Consider the following 14,321-nt stretch of genomic DNA (forward strand, 5'->3'; position numbering starts at 1 on the left):
ATGACCGAACAAGCGCTCAACCGCCGCGTTGCAAAGCAGGCCGTTGGTGAGCGTCGAAAACGCGCAGTCCTCTACCTCCGCGTGTCAACGCCAGGCCAGGTCAATACTGACTACAACCCCGAAGGCATCTCGATTCCGGCGCAGCGCCAGGCGGGCAAGCGCAAGGCGGACTCGCTGGACGCGGATATCGTGCGCGAGTTCGTGGAGCCGGGTCGTACAGCCACCAGCATCGACAAGCGGCCGACGTTCCAGGAGATGGTCGCCTGGGTCAAGGCCCAGAAGGACATCGACTATGTCATCGTCTATCATTTCAATCGCGTCTTTAGAAATAGCGTGGACGCTGGCATGACGAAGCGGGATCTGAAGAAGGTCAACACACGCGTCGTATCAACGGTCCTCGACATGGGCGAGAACGCCGAGGCCACCATGGTCGAGTCGATCATTCACGCGGTTGATCAGTACCAATCCGAAGCCAGCGGCGCGGACATCAGCTACAAGATGGGCCAGAAAGTCCGAAACGGCGGTAGCGTCGGTGTCGCCAGGCTCGGCTACCTCAATGTCCGTGAACCCAAGCCTGAGGGCGGCGAAATCCGCACGATCGCCGTCGACCCCGAACGTGCCCCGCTTATCCAGCTGGCCTTTGAGCTGTACGCAACCGGCGAGTACACGCTCGCCGACCTCGATGAGGAGCTGTACGACCGAGGCCTGCGTACTCGCCCGACGCCGCGACGGCCGGCCAAGAGGGTTTCGATTAACAAGCTGTCCCTGATGCTGCGTGACCGCTACTACATCGGCTACGTGACGCACGAGGGGGAGGAGGTACGCGGGCGGCACAAGCCGCTCATCGACCCGGTCCTGTTCGAGCAGGTCCAAGAGATTGCCGAATCACGAACCGCCGCAAAGGAGCGCCGTCGCGTGCATCACCACTACCTCAAGGGATCCCTGTTCTGCGGCCGCTGCAAGCGGACCGGCCGCCTAAGCCGGATGATCATCCAACGCACGGTCAACTCCCGTGGCACCGAGTACATGTACTTCTTCTGCCGAAACAAGCAGAGCGGCACCTGTCGCGCTCCGCACCTCAACATCCTGCACGTCGAGGAAGCCATCGAGGCTCACTACGCCACCGTCCGGTTCAGCCTCGACTTCATCGCCGGTGTCAGGACGCACGTCGCGACGGCGCTCGAGGACGAGCAGGCTGCCAGCCGTCTCCTCCACCAGCAGCTCACCGCCGAACTGCGCGACCTCGACGCTCAGGAGGAGAACCTGATCGATCTGGCAGCCAAGGGCGACGACGGGATGCCACAAGCGAAGATCAAGGAGCGGCTCTACGCGATCGGCCACCAGCGCGAGCGGCTGACAGCCCGCCTCAACGGCACTACCGAGAACCTCGCCGAGGCCGCCCGCCTGATTGAACTCTGCCTCACCCTGCTCGAGAACCCGCAGGAGCTGTACCTACGGTGCGACGACGAACAGCGACGTCTACTGAACCAAGCGCTCTTCGAGCATCTTTTCGTCGAAGAGGAAGACGTCACCGACCACGACCTCCGCGAGCCGTTCGCCACGCTCCACGCCGTTCAGGCCGACCAGCGCCCCCGAGCGGGTGACAAACCCGATCCTGGCGGCGAAGCACCGCGGACAACCACCGCAAACGGCACGAGGGCCGTCTCCCGATCGGGAGACGGCCCTCGTGCCGTAAACGATGTTGAAGCCCTGCTCCAGGGCATCGAATTGGACCACTGTTCTAGTGGTACCCGTGGTGTGGAGCTGAGGGGAATCGAACCCCTGACCTTCTCGATGCGAACGAGACGCGCTACCAACTGCGCTACAGCCCCTTGTTTGAAGCTCCATGAGCGTATCAGCGCCTCATGGAGCCCCGTTCACCGGGGGTCACTCCCCGGCGGCACGACGGAAAGTCCTGGTCCCGGGGTCGGCGAGGTCGACGAAGGCGGGGTCCTCGTCTTCGAGGTCCACGACGACGGCCTGCCTGCGGGCACGCAGCATCGGGGACGGCTTGCGTTCGACGATCTCCCGCCGGACGGGAGCGACGACCTCGACGTCCTCTACTACAGGCTCCTCGTCGGCCTCGTGGACCGCGGGGCGGCGGGGTGCGCGCGTGTTGTTGAAGCGCGCCATGCGACGCTGCCGGATCTCGTTCTCGATGCGAACCTGCCTGCGGAGGTAGCCGAGGTAGCCGACGAGGGCGACGTCGGCGGCGGCGTGGCCCCACCAGACGAGCGGGATGAGGAACCCGGCGACCGCGGCGGTGGCCACGGCGACGACGAGCAGAATGACGACGACGCGCTGCCGGAAGGCGTATTTCGCGCGGGCGGCGATCTCCGCGGCTTCGGGGTCGAAGCCGCCCCGGCCGGGGCGGTAGCCGTGCCGCTCGGCTTCGGCGCGCTGGGCACGTGTGGGCTGGGGCAGCGGATCGGACTCGGGTTCCTCTTCCTCGAGGTCCGCGTCGAGTTCCGCTTCGAGCTCGGCGAGGTCGTCCTCCACCGTCGGCTTCGCGCTGTCGGACATGGCGAACTCCTCCTGTCCTTCGTTGCGTGCATCCCCGCTGCGCACCACCCGTGCGGCGAGCGCGGAGTCGGCCGTCCGCGCGACCTGCTGGCGCTTGCGGGCGACCATGGGCACGAGTACGACGAGCCATGCCGCGGCGAGCGCGACGATGATCACGGAGCTGGGCATCTCCCGTCACCTCCCCCGAATTTCCTGTCCTGAAGTCACGCTAGCCACAGGAGTAACAGAACGGGCGGAGGCTCGCCGGGTTCGGTCACGGAAAGGCCTCACCGGATTAGGTGAATCTCACAGAATGTGGTAACGCCGTCGCGGAACCGGAGGCGTAGTCGCGGTCAGGCGTACTCGGCACGTCCCGCGGCGATGAGCCGGGGTACCAGGCCGTGGCCGGTTTCCTCCTGCGTGATGGCGTAGCAGTAGTGGTCACGCCACCCGCCCGCGACGTCGAGATAGCGCTCGAAAAGGCCTTCCCGCCGGTACCCCGCCTTGGTCAGAACGCGCAGGCTGGGGGCGTTCTCGGGGCGCACGGTGGCCTCCAGCCGATGCAGCCCGGCTTGCCCGAAAGAGTGATCCGTCACCAGTGCCACGGCGGCCGTCGCGACACCGCCGCCGACGAAGTCCGAAGCCACCCAGTACCCGATCCACGCGGACCGCAGCGACGCCCGGATGACGTTACCCACAGTGATCTGCCCGGCGAACCGGCCGTCGACGGTGACGGTGAACGGCAGGCACTGCCCGCGCCGGGCCAGCGAGCGCAGCGCGCCCCACTGGGAGGGCCACGACCAGAACGCGTTGCGGTCGGGCCATGGCCCGATCCCGGTGGGCTCCCACTGCTCCAGGTGCTCGCGGTCGCGCAGCCGGATCCGGCTCCACTCGCCCGCGTCCCGCAGCCGGACCGGACGCACCGCGAGGACGCCGGCGCCGACGCGCAACGGACCGAGCCGGGCGGGCCAGCCGGGATGTCTGCTTTCCACCGGGTAGGACACGCCGGACACGGGCGAGGTCATCCGCCGCGCTACCCCCGCTGCGCCAGGAAGGTGACCTTGACCTGCTCGCCCGCCGGTACCTCGGTGAGATCCTCGTCCACGTTGATCAGGCAGTTCGCCTCCGCGAGCGAGGCGAGCAGATGCGCGCCGGACGTGCCGAGCGGCTGCACCAGGTACTCGCCGTTGGCCTCGTCCCGCAGCAGCTGGCCACGCAGGAAACCACGCCTGCCCTTCGTCGAGGTGACCGGCGAGAGCAGTTTCGCGCTGACGACGCGCCGGTGCGGGTTGCGGGTACCCCGCGCCGCGCGGATCAGCGGCCGCACCAGCACCTCGAACACCACGAGCGCGCTCATCGGGTTGCCGGGAATGAGGAAGGTCGGGACCGAGTCCGGGCCGAGCCGCCCGAAACCCTGCACCGAGCCCGGATGCATCGCCACCCGCGTCGTGTCGATCCGCCCGAGGTCCGACAGCGCGGCGTGCACCTCGTCGCCGATCGTGCCGCCCGCGCCCCCGGCAACGACGACGATCTCGGACATCAGGAGCCTGCCCTCGACGATCTCGCGCAGCCGTTTCGGATCGCTGGACACGATCCCGACCCGGCTGACCTCGGCTCCCGCGTCGCGTGCCGCCGCGGCGAGCGCGTAGGAGTTGACGTCGTAGACCTGCCCAACCGACGGGGTGCGGTCGACGTCGACCAGCTCGTCGCCGACGGACACGATCGACACCCGGGGCCGCGGGTAGACCAACACCTTCGCCCGGCCGACCGCGGCGAGCAGGCCCACCTGCGCCGAGCCGATCGTGTCCCCGTTGCGGACCGCGACATCGCCGATCTGGACGTCCTCGCCGGCGCGTCGCACGTATCCCGCCGACGGCACCGGGCGGTGCACGGTGACCTTCGCCTGGTGGCCGTCGGTGTAGGCGGTGGGCACGACAGCGTCGGCCAGCGTCGGCAGCGGCGCGCCGGTGTCCACCCGCACCGCCTGCCCCGGCTGGAGCCGGCGCGGCTGCCGGGACCCGGCGGCGATCTCCCCGACCACGGGCAGCTGAACCGGTTCCTGACCGGCCGAGCTGACGTCGACGCTGCGCACCGCGTAGCCGTCGACGGCGGCCTGGTCGAATCCGGGCAGGGCGTGCTCGGCGATCACTTCCTCCGCGCACAGCAGGCCCTGCGCCTCGGAGATCGCCACCCGCACCGGCCGAGGGCGCACGGCGGCGTCCAGTGTCAGTGCGACCTGGGCGTCGACGGAGCGGAACTCCCCCGGCTCGGCCGGAATCTCCGCCACCTCGGCCATGCCGGGCTCTTCGGTCGGTGCGTCGAGGGAGTCCGTCATGCCCGATCTTCCCCGATCCGTTCGCTCAGCCACGCACGTAACGATGGCCCGTACTCGGGGTCTTCGAGCGCGAAATCGACGGCGGCACGCAGAAAACCACCCGGATTCCCCAGATCGTGCCTGCCGCCGCGGTGGACGACGATGTGCACCGGGTGTCCCTCGGCGATGAGCAACGCGACCGCGTCGGTGAGCTGCAGCTCACCGCCGGAGCCGGGGGTGATCCGCTTGAGCGCGTCGAAGATCGCCCGGTCCAGCAGGTAGCGGCCGGCCGCGGCGAACGTCGAGGGTGCGTCCTCGGGCTTCGGCTTCTCGACCATCCCGTGCACCCGTTTGACGTCGGCGTCGCCGGTGTCGGTGACGTCGAAAACGCCGTACGGGGAGATCTGTTCCTTGGGGATGTCGAACGCGCACAGCACGCTGCCGCCGTGTTCGGCGCGGACCGCCGCCATCCGGTCGAGGACGCCGGTGGGCAGGACGAGGTCGTCCGGCAGCAGAACGGCGACCGCCTCGTCCTCCGGGGTGAGGTTCGGTTCGGCCTGCGCGACGGCGTGCCCGAGCCCGAGTGCCTGCTCCTGGATCGCGACCTCGACCTCGATCAGGCCGGGTCCGCGGCGGACCTTCTCCAGCAGGGCGGTCTTGCCCTTGGCCTCGAGGGTCTTCTCCAGCTCCGGCCGCGCTTCGAAGTACTTGACCACCGATTCCTTGCCCGGCGAGGTCACGATCACCAGGCGCTTCGCGCCCGCGGCGGCGGCTTCGCTCGCGACGAGCTCGATGCCCGGTGTGTCGACCACCGGGAGCAGCTCTTTCGGCACCGCCTTCGTGGTCGGCAGGAAGCGCGTGCCGAGTCCGGCGGCAGGCACGATGGCGGTATGGAACGTCTGCGAGGTCGTAGCGCCCGTCATGGGCGCAAAGCCTAACCTGGTCCCATGCAGGGGCTGGGCAATGAGCACCCGAGCAAGGCGGAGTGGCGTACCCGGCTCACCCGGGCACGCGCCGAGATCTCCCCGGAGCGGCGTGCCGCCGACGCCGCCGCGCTCGCCGGAACGGCCGCCACGCTGGCACGCGGGACGGTGTGCGCGTACCTGCCGTTCGGTACCGAACCGGGGTCGGTGGCGCTGCTCGACGCGCTGCTCACGGCCGGTGCCAAGGTGCTGCTCCCGATCGTCCCCCCGGTGCCGGGGCCGCTGGAGTGGGCCGCTTATGCCGGTGAGGACACGCTGGTCGACGGCCGTTTTCGCGGGGTCAGGGAGCCGTCGGGGCCACGGCTGGGGCCGCGGGCGGTCGGCGAGGCCGAGCTGGTGCTGGTGCCCGCGCTCGGCGTCGATCGCCGGGGTGTGCGGCTGGGCAGGGGCGCGGGCTTCTACGACCGTTCGCTGGTCTTCGCGCCCGACGCGGACCTGCTCGCGGTCGTCCGCGACGACGAACTGGTCGAGCTGCTGCCCGGCCAGGAGCACGACGTCCGCATGCGCGGCGCGCTGACGCCGGGGCGAGGTGTGGTCCGGTTCACAGAAGTCTGAAAGTCGCAGCGCCGCCTACGGCGCGTCGCCCCGGGCATCGGCGCGGAGCAGCGGGGGAATTGCGCTGGAGGAATGCTCTGAAGCACAATCGCGTTAGCACTCTTGTAGAGCGAGTGCCAGTGAAGGAGCAAGCCGTGCCCACCTACCAGTACGCCTGCAAGGAATGCGACCACCGCTTCGAAGCCGTGCAGTCGTTCTCCGACGCCAGCCTGACCGAGTGCCCGCAGTGCTCCGGCCAGCTTCGCAAGGTCTTCAGCTCGGTCGGCGTGGTCTTCAAGGGCAGCGGCTTCTACCGCACCGACTCGCGTGACTCGGCGAAGTCGAGCACGGCCGCCTCCTCGGCCAAGAGCGAGGGCGCCAAGTCCGAGTCGAAGTCGGAATCCAAGTCCGACTCGAGCGGCTCCACCAGCTCCAGCACGTCGAGCACAAGCTCGACATCCTCCTCCTCGGGTACGACGAAAACGGCCGCGGCCGCCTCCTGACGACCGGGGTTATCCACAACACCCCGGTTGTCCACAGCTCGCGGATCCGGCCCTTTCGCCGGACCCCGGGACGTCCCTACCGTCGGTTTCAGGCGGCACCACGCCGCACCGATCCGACGAGGGGGACTTCGTGCACGCACTGCTTCGCACTCATCTGCCTGCCCTTGCCAGGCTGCCCGTACCGGGGTGGCTGCGCGGGCGCCGGGCCCGGTCGCTCCGCCGCTGGCTCGCCGCCGGTCTGCTGCTCACCGGCTCGTTGACGCTGTTGCTCCCGGCGTCCGCGAGAGGGGCGCCCGCCACACCGACCGTCGTCACCGCCCGTGACCTTCCCGCGGGCACGGTGCTGCGCGCCGCCGACGTCAAGGTGGCCGAGGTGCCCGATCCGCTCCGTCCCACGGGCGCTCTCGGGGATCCCCGGGTCCTCGAAGGGCGACTGCTCGCCGGTCCGGCACGGGCGGGCGAGCCCCTCACCGATGTCCGTTTGGTGGGCGAGAGCATCCCCGGATCGGGTGATCCGTCGATGTCCACTGTGCCGGTCCGGCTGGCCGACGCCGGTGTCGCCGAACTGCTCCGGCCGGGCCAGCGCGTCGACGTCGTGGCCGCTACCGAGGCGGGCCACCCGGCATCGGTGCTGGCCAGCCAGGCGGTGGTGGTGACCGTCGGCCGGGCCGAGGCGGGCGGGGCACGCTCGATCGGCCCGCCGGAGAAGGGCCCGCTGGTGCTGCTGACCCTCCCGGCGACGGTCGCGACACAGGTCGCGGCTGCTTCGCTGGAACGACCGGTAACAGTTACTCTCCGCTAGCCCGCGCCCTCTCGCGGCGTGTCGGCGTCCCCCGAGGAAGCGGGGCGGTCGAGCCACCGTCCCCGGTCATGAGGAGTTCAGCGTGCTCAAAGGTTTCAAGGATTTCCTGATGCGCGGCAATGTCGTGGACCTCGCCGTCGCGGTGGTCATCGGCGCGGCCTTCACCTCGATCGTCACCGCCTTCACCAACGGCCTGATCAAGCCGCTGATCAACGCGGTGGGCGGCAGCGACGCCGCACAGGGGCTCGGTTTCCGGGTCCTGAGCGCGAACGAGTCGACGTTCATGGACTTCGGCGGCGTGATCAACGCGGCGATCAACTTCGTGATCGTCGCCGCGGTCGTGTACTTCGCGATCGTGCTGCCGGTGAAGCACCTGCAGGAGCGGCGCAAGCGCGGCCAGGAGGCCGGGCCGTCCGAGCCGACCGACGTCGAGTTGCTGACGGAGATCCGGGACCTGCTGCGCGCGCAGCAGAACGGCCGGAACTGATCGCGGTGACCGCGTCAGCGGTCGTGGTGGGGCGGGCGGTTCTCCAGGTACCACGAGTCGGGGTCCGGGCCACTCGGCTCGGGACCCCGCTCGTCGGAGGTCGTCTCGGGCAGTACGTCCCCGAAGATCTCGTCCACCCGCCGTCGTTCACGGGCGTGCTGGCGTCCGCGTTCTGGGTCCGGCATGGCCCCAGTGTCCCACTTCGGGCACCAGGGCCCATCCGCAGCTTGAAAACTCCAGAGAGATGATCCTCCCCGCGGCGCCGGTCAGTCCAAGCCGGACAGTTCGTCGATGACGTGCGGCACGAGCGAGGAGAGGGTCGCCATGCCGTCACGGACGGCGGCGCGGGAACCGGCGAGGTTGACGACCAGGGTGCTGCCGGAGACCCCGGCGAGCCCGCGGGAGATCCCGGCGTCGACGGCGCCCGCGGCGAGCCCGGAGGCCCGCAGTGCCTCCCCGATGCCCGGGATGGGGCGGTCGAGCACGCCGGCGGTGGCGTCGGGGGTGCGGTCGCGGGGCGAGACCCCGGTGCCGCCGACGGTGATCACGAGGTCGGCGCCACCGATCACGGCGGTATTGAGCGCGTTGCGGATGCCCGCGGTCTCGGCCTCGACCACCACGACACCGTCGACGATGAAGCCCGCTTCTTCGAGCAGCTCGGTGACCAGCGGGCCGGTGTTGTCCTCGTGTTCGCCGTGCGCGACGCGGTCGTCCACGATGACCACGAGGGCGCGGCCAAGCCGTTGTGCACTCCGTTCCATGGCACCCACCGTAGTCGGTTTCGGACGCTCCGGCTCGTGCCGGTGCCCGCTGTTTCTGACGATTCCGTGACATCGCCGGATTCCGCCGGGTAGGTGCCGCCCGGCGCCCCTAGCGTCGGGGTGTGCGTGTTCTCGTTACCGGCGGGGCCGGGTTCATCGGCTCCCACATCGCTGACCTGCTGGCCGATTCGGGCGACGAGGTCGTGGTGCTGGACAAGCTGCTGTCCACGGCCCACGGCTCCTCGGGCCCGCCCGCCTACACCCGGCGGCACCGGTTCCTGCGGGGTGACGTGACCGACACCGAGATCGTCGCCGAGCTGCTGGACGGCGTCGACGCGGTGTGCCATCAGGCGGCCGTGGTCGGGCACGGCGTCGATCCTTCGGACGCGCCGTCGTACGCGCTGCACAACGACTACGGCACCGCGGTGCTGCTGGCCGGGATGTACGCCGCCGGGGTGCGGCGGCTGGTGCTGGCCTCGTCGATGGTGGTCTACGGCGAAGGCCGGTACGCGTGCCCGGAACACGGCATCGTCCCGCCCGCGCCACGCCGTCAGTCCGATGTGGACAGTGGACGGTTCGAGCCGGGGTGCCCCCGGTGCGGGAGCGAGCTGGGCTGGCGGCTCGTGCCCGAGGACGCGCCACTCGCGCCGCGCAGTACGTACGCGGCCACGAAACTGGCGCAGGAGCACCTCGCCGCCGCGTGGGCACGGCAGACCGGCGGCACGGTGTGGGCGATGCGGTACCACAACGTGTACGGCCCGCGGATGCCGCAGAACACGCCGTACGCCGGGGTGGCCTCGTTGTTCCGCTCGGCACTGCTGCGCGGCGAAGCGCCGACGGTGCTCGAAGACGGCGGACAACGACGGGACTTCGTGCACGTCCACGACGTCGCCAGGGCGAACGCGCTCGCCCTGCGTGCCGACGGTCCCTCCGGCGACCTCGTCCCGCTGAACGTGTGCTCGGGCGAGCCACACACCGTGGGCGAACTGGCCGGGGAACTCGCCCGTGCCTGCGGCGGCCCGGCGCCTCGCATCGTCGGCGGCGCGCGTCCGGCCGACGTCCGGCACGTCGTCGCCGACCCCGCCCGCGCCAGGGAGCTGCTCGGGTTCACCGCGAAAACCGGCTTCGCGGAAGGCATCGCGGACTTCGCCACCGCCGAGCTCCGCGACCCGGTCGGCGGTTGAGGGGATTCCCGGCGCCCCGAGGTGATCGACGCGGTCCGCTCCTCCTCCCGCGTTGATCGCACCGGCCGATCAGTGTGATCGGCGATCTTCGTTGGACTCGATCGACGGGCCGGTGGAGGGTGGTCACAGTGTCGAATCCGCTCACGGAGGTAGCGCGTGACGATCCTGATCACTGGTGCTCGCGGCGGTATCGGCGCCAGCCTGCTGTGCCGATTGCACGCGGCCGGCCACGACGTGCGAGCGGCCAGCCGTGCCCCGGAAAAGCTCACCCCGCCCACCGGCGTCCCGGCCGTCGAGCTCGACCTCACCGATCCGGCGACGTTTGCCCCCGCGCTGGCCGGCGTCAGTGAGGTGTTCCTCTACGCCGAGCCGACCGGCATCGAAGAACTGGTGGACGCCGCGGTGTCGGCCGGAGTGCGAAAAGTAGTGCTGCTTTCGTCGGACTCGGTGACCCTGCCCGACGCCGAGCACAACGCGCTGGCCCGCCATCATCTGCTGGTGGAACGGGCGGTGCTCGCCGCGCCGTTCGTCTCGACCCGGCTGCGGCCCGGCGGATTCGCCACCATGACGCTGGGCTGGGCCGAAGCCGTCCGCGCCGGACGTCCGGTCGAGCAGGCGTACCCGGACGCCCGGCTCGACGTCATCCATCCCGAGGACATCGCCGACGTCGCCGAGCTGGCGTTGTCCACCGACACGCTGGACGGTGAGACGATCAGCCTGGGAGGGCCGGCGGTGCTCAGTTTCCGTGACCAGCTGCGGACGCTGGCGGAGCTGCTCGGCCGTGGGATCGAGCTGCGCGCAGCGACCCGGGCTCAGGCGGCCCGGCAGCTGGGCGGTCACGTCCCGGCACCGCTGGTCGAGGCGGTGCTGGACTACTGGGCGCGGTTGCCTGGCGAATCCGAGGCGACGCGCAGCGCCGAGCGGATCACCGGCCGCCCCGGCCGCACGTTCCGCCAGTGGGCCGCCGAAAACCTCACCGGCTTCCGGTGATCGACCGGGTCGGGCGCCCGGCGGCAAGCCCGGTCACGGCAGTACACCGTCGTCGGTGGATCCGGGGCCTCAGGGCGCGGCGAGCGGGAGCCGGACCTCGAACCGGCAGCCGGGCCCGTGGTTGAGCACCCCGATCCGGCCGTGGTGCGCCTCGACGAGGCCCTTGGCGATCGCGAGCCCCAGCCCGCCCCCCGCCTCGCCACCACGTTCCGGTGTCCGCGCCCTGGTGCCCCGGAAGGCGACGTCGAAGACGCGGCCGATCTCGTCGTCGGGAATGCCGCCGCAGGAGTCGTCGACGGCGAGCAGGGCGTCCGCGCCGTCCACGCCGAGCTGGACCGCGACGGTGCCGTCCGGCGGGGTGTGCCGGATGGCGTTGGACACCAGGTTCCGCACGATCCGCGCCAGTTCCGGGTCGCTGCCGGAGACCACCGGCCAGGCGTCGGCGTTTTCCAGCACCCGCACGCGTTTGCGCTCGGCCACCGGCGCCTGCGCGGCCACCGCGTCGCTCACGACGTCGCGCAGCGGCACCGCGGACATGGTCAGCCGCAGGGCGCCCGCGGTGATCCGGGACAGCTCGAACAGGTCGCCCACCATCCCGGACAGCCGGGTGGTCTCGCCCGCGATGCGCTGGGCGTACCCGGTGACCTCGGCGCGTTCGGACACCACGCCGTCCGCGAGCGCCTCGGCCATCGCCTGGATCCCGGCCAGCGGGCTGCGCAGGTCGTGGCTGATCCAGGCGACGAGCTCGCGGCGCGAGGCCTCGGCGGCGCGTTCGCGTTCGCGGGCCTCTCGTTCCCACACGCTGCGCCGTGCGATCGTCCGGCCGAGCACGATCGCGGCGGGCACGGTGATCACCGCGACCAGCAGGCAGACCAGCGCCATCGTGGTCAGCGCCGGGGTGAACATGAAGCCGCTGACGCCGAGCACCCCGACGAGGGTGGCGAGCACCGGGATCAGCACGAGCACGGTGAGGTTGCTGGCGAGCGAGCCGCGGCGCAGGAGGTAGAGGGCCAGACCGCCGAGCACCGCGACCGGCAGCGAGAACAGCAGCGCGACCGGCAGGATGTGCCAGACGTGCTCCAGCATGGCACGGAAGGACTCGCCGGACTCGATCACGGCTGTTCCCGGTCGTAGCGGTAGCCGACGCCCCACACGGTCGCCACGCGTACGGGTTTCGCCGGGTCCCGTTCGATCTTCTCCCGCAACCGTCGCACGTGGACGGTCACTGTGGACTGATCGCCGAAGTCCCAGCCCCACACCTTCTCCAGCAGGTCGGATCGCGAGAAGGCGACGCCGGGGTGGGTGAGGAAGAAGGCGAGCAGGTCGAACTCGCGGACAGTCAGCGGCAGCTCGGCGCCGTCGAGGGTGGCGTGCCGGGCGGACATCCGCAGCCGGAGGTTCCCGTCGGCGAGTTCCGCGGCGGCGGGCCGGGGCCTCGGCATCCGGGCGCGGCGCAGCACGGACGCCACGCGCAGCGCGAGTTCCTTGGGGCTGAAGGGTTTCGTGACGTAGTCGTCGGCGCCGAGCTGGAGACCGGCGATCCGGTTCTCCTCCTCCCCGAGCGCGGTGAGCAGGACGATCGGCACCTGGCTGGTCTGCCGGAGCCTGCGGCACACCTCCAGCCCGTTGACGCCGGGCATCATCACGTCGAGCACGACCAGGTCCGGTTCCCGGCTGGCGAACTTCGCCAGTCCTTCGGCGCCGTCACCGGCCATGTCGACGGTGAATCCGGCGACCTCGAGGTAGCGCCGCACGACGTCGCGGACCGTCTCGTCGTCGTCCACGACGAGCACCCGGCCGGGCTGTTCGGTCATCGGTGTCCCCTCACCAGCTCGTCAGCAGCAGGTGGTTGACCGCCAGTGCCGTCGCCGCCTGTCCGGCCAGCCACCAGCGGCGGGCCGGGAACGGCAGCAACGCGGTCATCGGCAGCAGCCACGCCACGAACGGTAGCCAGATCCGTTCGACCTCGGCCTTCGACAGGCCGGAGACGTCCGCCGCCACGATCGTGAGCACCGCGGTGAGCCCGATCAGCACCACCGGGTCACGCAGCGAGGCCCAGCGCGGTTTCGGCAGAAAGACCTCGGTGGCACCGCGCCGCGTCGCGGCGATCAGGGCGGGTCCTGCGGCGACGGCGACCGCCGCCAGGTCGGCCCACACCCAGTACGGGTACGGCCGCAGCGTGGCGATGCCCTGGTAGTACCGCTCGACGACTAGGTGGTACCCGTCCAGCCACCAGAACCCGGCGACGGCGAACGCCGCGACGACGCCCATCGCGGCCGCCAGCGCGAGCGCGGCCGCGATCCACTGCCTGCCCAGCACGGCCACCGCGAGGACGATCAACCCCAGCAGCACCAGGCCGTAGGAGAGGAAGATCCCGAAGCCCAGGAGCGCGCCCGCCGCCAGCGCCGCGGGCGCGGCGTAGCGGCGTCCCGCGGCGAACCCGGCCGCCGCGAGGGCCAGCAGCGCGACGCCGGTCGCGGTCACCCCGGCGAACAGGCCGTCGGCGGAGACACCCATCCACACCGCCGCCGGGCTCAGCACGGCGAACGGCAGCACCACGCGGGCGGCGTCCGGACGGCCGAGCAGCGAGACGGTGGCCGGGACCGCGACGGCGACGAGGCCGCCGACGAGCACGACCAGCGTCGAGGCCCACGCACCGCCGTGCAGGCCGAGCCGGTCGAGCCAGACGAAGACGAGGGTGGCACCAGGTGGGTGACCCGAAACATGGGTCGTCCACGAATGTGGCTGGAAGTCGAGAATCCGCGCGGAGAACTCCCGGAGCATGCGCGGGATGTCGGTGATCCCGGGGACCTCGTGCAGGTACTCGTCCCGCGTCGTGAGCCTGCCGGTGAAGCCGCGGGCCCAGCCGTCGACCATGGCCAGCGAGAACGTCCACGCCACCGAGGCGAGGTATCCGGCGGCGAGGGCACGTCGCCAGGACAGGCGCGCGACGAGCGTCGGCCCCCATGCCACGACGGCGAAGGCGATCACCACGGCGAAGACCGAGCCCGGACCGACGTGCGGCAGCCACACCGCGAACAGGGGTGGCGCCTGGGCGTAGATGACCACCCCGGAGCCGGGCCGGTTGTAGTAGAGCCCGACCGCGGTGGCCGCGGCGAGCACCACGAGGGCCACGCCGACCGCGATCAGGTCGGCGCGGAGCGGCCGGCGGGTCCGTACGGGTGCGGGCGGGCCCGGCGCGTCGGCGACCTGGGCGGCCGGAGTCGACTCGCTCATCTCCCGCACCATAGCCCGGCGGAA

Annotated in this window: 17 protein-coding genes, 1 tRNA gene and 1 pseudogene; 7 read left to right on the forward strand and 12 right to left on the reverse strand. The window is 70.8% G+C overall.

Features of this window, described 5'->3' with window-relative positions; genetic code table 11:
• Positions 1–1,059: pseudogene (locus ABD987_RS44585) on the forward strand (recombinase family protein); the annotation flags it as partial.
• On the opposite strand, the gene ABD987_RS17185 reads toward ABD987_RS44585, so the two are convergent.
• The 7 genes from ABD987_RS17185 to ABD987_RS17215 all read right to left on the reverse strand — a co-directional run bounded on the left by ABD987_RS17185 (position 976) and on the right by ABD987_RS17215 (position 5,739).
• Entirely contained in the window at positions 976–1,341 is a 366-nt protein-coding gene (locus tag ABD987_RS17185) for a hypothetical protein (protein ID WP_345393783.1), read from the reverse strand. The pseudogene ABD987_RS44585 and the gene ABD987_RS17185 overlap by 84 nt on opposite strands.
• A gap of 138 nt (positions 1,342–1,479) precedes the next feature.
• Positions 1,480–1,737: a hypothetical protein gene (locus ABD987_RS17190; RefSeq protein ID WP_345393786.1), complete on the reverse strand. Its 258-nt coding sequence runs from the start codon at positions 1,735–1,737 to the stop codon at positions 1,480–1,482.
• 22 nt (positions 1,738–1,759) lie between these two features.
• A tRNA-Ala gene (locus tag ABD987_RS17195) sits at positions 1,760–1,832 on the reverse strand.
• Positions 1,833–1,887: 55 nt separating this feature from the next.
• Positions 1,888–2,691 (reverse strand): divisome protein SepX/GlpR, encoded by an 804-nt coding sequence (gene sepX / locus ABD987_RS17200; protein WP_345393789.1) that lies wholly within the window; start codon positions 2,689–2,691, stop codon positions 1,888–1,890.
• Between the two features lie 164 nt (positions 2,692–2,855).
• A complete protein-coding gene (locus ABD987_RS17205; RefSeq protein WP_345393792.1) occupies positions 2,856–3,527 on the reverse strand; it encodes a GNAT family N-acetyltransferase in 672 nt (223 codons plus the stop codon).
• An 8-nt stretch (positions 3,528–3,535) separates the two neighbouring features.
• Entirely contained in the window at positions 3,536–4,837 is a 1,302-nt protein-coding gene (gene glp, locus ABD987_RS17210; protein ID WP_378214088.1) for a molybdotransferase-like divisome protein Glp, read from the reverse strand.
• Complete coding sequence (locus ABD987_RS17215) at positions 4,834–5,739, reverse strand: UTP--glucose-1-phosphate uridylyltransferase (RefSeq protein WP_345393795.1); 906 nt, start codon at positions 5,737–5,739, stop codon at positions 4,834–4,836. Before ABD987_RS17215 ends, glp begins: the two co-directional genes overlap by 4 nt.
• A gap of 24 nt (positions 5,740–5,763) precedes the next feature.
• Between ABD987_RS17215 and ABD987_RS17220 the strand changes: the two genes are divergently transcribed.
• From ABD987_RS17220 to mscL, 4 genes are all read left to right on the forward strand, one after another.
• Complete coding sequence (locus ABD987_RS17220) at positions 5,764–6,354, forward strand: 5-formyltetrahydrofolate cyclo-ligase (RefSeq protein WP_345393798.1); 591 nt, start codon at positions 5,764–5,766, stop codon at positions 6,352–6,354.
• A 134-nt stretch (positions 6,355–6,488) separates the two neighbouring features.
• Positions 6,489–6,836 carry an FmdB family zinc ribbon protein gene (locus ABD987_RS17225; RefSeq protein WP_345393801.1) on the forward strand — a complete coding sequence of 116 codons (348 nt, stop codon included), beginning with the start codon at positions 6,489–6,491 and terminating at the stop codon, positions 6,834–6,836.
• Positions 6,837–6,966: 130 nt separating this feature from the next.
• A complete protein-coding gene (locus ABD987_RS17230) occupies positions 6,967–7,638 on the forward strand; it encodes an SAF domain-containing protein (protein ID WP_378214087.1) in 672 nt (223 codons plus the stop codon).
• A gap of 82 nt (positions 7,639–7,720) precedes the next feature.
• Positions 7,721–8,125, forward strand: a complete 405-nt coding sequence (mscL, locus tag ABD987_RS17235) for a large-conductance mechanosensitive channel protein MscL (RefSeq protein WP_345393804.1) — start codon at positions 7,721–7,723, stop codon at positions 8,123–8,125.
• A gap of 14 nt (positions 8,126–8,139) precedes the next feature.
• Here mscL and ABD987_RS17240 read toward each other — a convergent pair whose 3' ends face one another.
• Entirely contained in the window at positions 8,140–8,310 is a 171-nt protein-coding gene (locus ABD987_RS17240) for a hypothetical protein (RefSeq protein WP_345393807.1), read from the reverse strand.
• Between the two features lie 81 nt (positions 8,311–8,391).
• Complete coding sequence (locus ABD987_RS17245; protein WP_345393810.1) at positions 8,392–8,886, reverse strand: MogA/MoaB family molybdenum cofactor biosynthesis protein; 495 nt, start codon at positions 8,884–8,886, stop codon at positions 8,392–8,394.
• A gap of 122 nt (positions 8,887–9,008) precedes the next feature.
• On the opposite strand from ABD987_RS17245, the gene ABD987_RS17250 reads away from it, so the two are divergent.
• Positions 9,009–10,070, forward strand: a complete 1,062-nt coding sequence (locus tag ABD987_RS17250) for an NAD-dependent epimerase/dehydratase family protein (protein WP_345393813.1) — start codon at positions 9,009–9,011, stop codon at positions 10,068–10,070.
• 156 nt (positions 10,071–10,226) lie between these two features.
• Positions 10,227–11,060: an SDR family oxidoreductase gene (locus tag ABD987_RS17255; protein ID WP_345393816.1), complete on the forward strand. Its 834-nt coding sequence runs from the start codon at positions 10,227–10,229 to the stop codon at positions 11,058–11,060.
• A gap of 69 nt (positions 11,061–11,129) precedes the next feature.
• Here the strand turns inward: ABD987_RS17255 and ABD987_RS17260 are convergent, their stop codons facing one another.
• The 3 genes from ABD987_RS17260 to ABD987_RS17270 are packed head-to-tail and all read right to left on the reverse strand — an operon-like array spanning position 11,130 to position 14,297.
• Entirely contained in the window at positions 11,130–12,176 is a 1,047-nt protein-coding gene (locus ABD987_RS17260) for a sensor histidine kinase (RefSeq protein ID WP_345393819.1), read from the reverse strand.
• Entirely contained in the window at positions 12,173–12,874 is a 702-nt protein-coding gene (locus ABD987_RS17265) for a response regulator transcription factor (protein ID WP_345393822.1), read from the reverse strand. Before ABD987_RS17265 ends, ABD987_RS17260 begins: the two co-directional genes overlap by 4 nt.
• Positions 12,875–12,884: 10 nt before the next feature.
• A complete protein-coding gene (locus ABD987_RS17270; protein WP_345393825.1) occupies positions 12,885–14,297 on the reverse strand; it encodes a hypothetical protein in 1,413 nt (470 codons plus the stop codon).
• Positions 14,298–14,321: the final 24 nt, after the last annotated feature.

It is taken from the genome of Amycolatopsis samaneae, from assembly GCF_039541975.1.
In the GTDB taxonomy this organism is placed as follows: domain Bacteria; phylum Actinomycetota; class Actinomycetes; order Mycobacteriales; family Pseudonocardiaceae; genus Amycolatopsis; species Amycolatopsis samaneae.

What these genes read in the sequence shown, in the direction of transcription:
- ABD987_RS17265 (WP_345393822.1), bottom strand. Translation starts at nt 12,874, where the DNA reads ATGACCGAACAGCCCGGCCGGGTGCTCGTCGTGGACGACGACGAGACG.
- ABD987_RS17205 (WP_345393792.1), bottom strand. Translation starts at nt 3,527, where the DNA reads ATGACCTCGCCCGTGTCCGGCGTGTCCTACCCGGTGGAAAGCAGACAT.
- sepX (WP_345393789.1), bottom strand. Translation starts at nt 2,691, where the DNA reads ATGCCCAGCTCCGTGATCATCGTCGCGCTCGCCGCGGCATGGCTCGTC.
- ABD987_RS17220 (WP_345393798.1), top strand. Translation starts at nt 5,764, where the DNA reads ATGCAGGGGCTGGGCAATGAGCACCCGAGCAAGGCGGAGTGGCGTACC.
- ABD987_RS17215 (WP_345393795.1), bottom strand. Translation starts at nt 5,739, where the DNA reads ATGACGGGCGCTACGACCTCGCAGACGTTCCATACCGCCATCGTGCCT.
- ABD987_RS17245 (WP_345393810.1), bottom strand. Translation starts at nt 8,886, where the DNA reads ATGGAACGGAGTGCACAACGGCTTGGCCGCGCCCTCGTGGTCATCGTG.
- ABD987_RS17270 (WP_345393825.1), bottom strand. Translation starts at nt 14,297, where the DNA reads ATGAGCGAGTCGACTCCGGCCGCCCAGGTCGCCGACGCGCCGGGCCCG.
- glp (WP_378214088.1), bottom strand. Translation starts at nt 4,837, where the DNA reads ATGACGGACTCCCTCGACGCACCGACCGAAGAGCCCGGCATGGCCGAG.
- ABD987_RS17240 (WP_345393807.1), bottom strand. Translation starts at nt 8,310, where the DNA reads ATGCCGGACCCAGAACGCGGACGCCAGCACGCCCGTGAACGACGGCGG.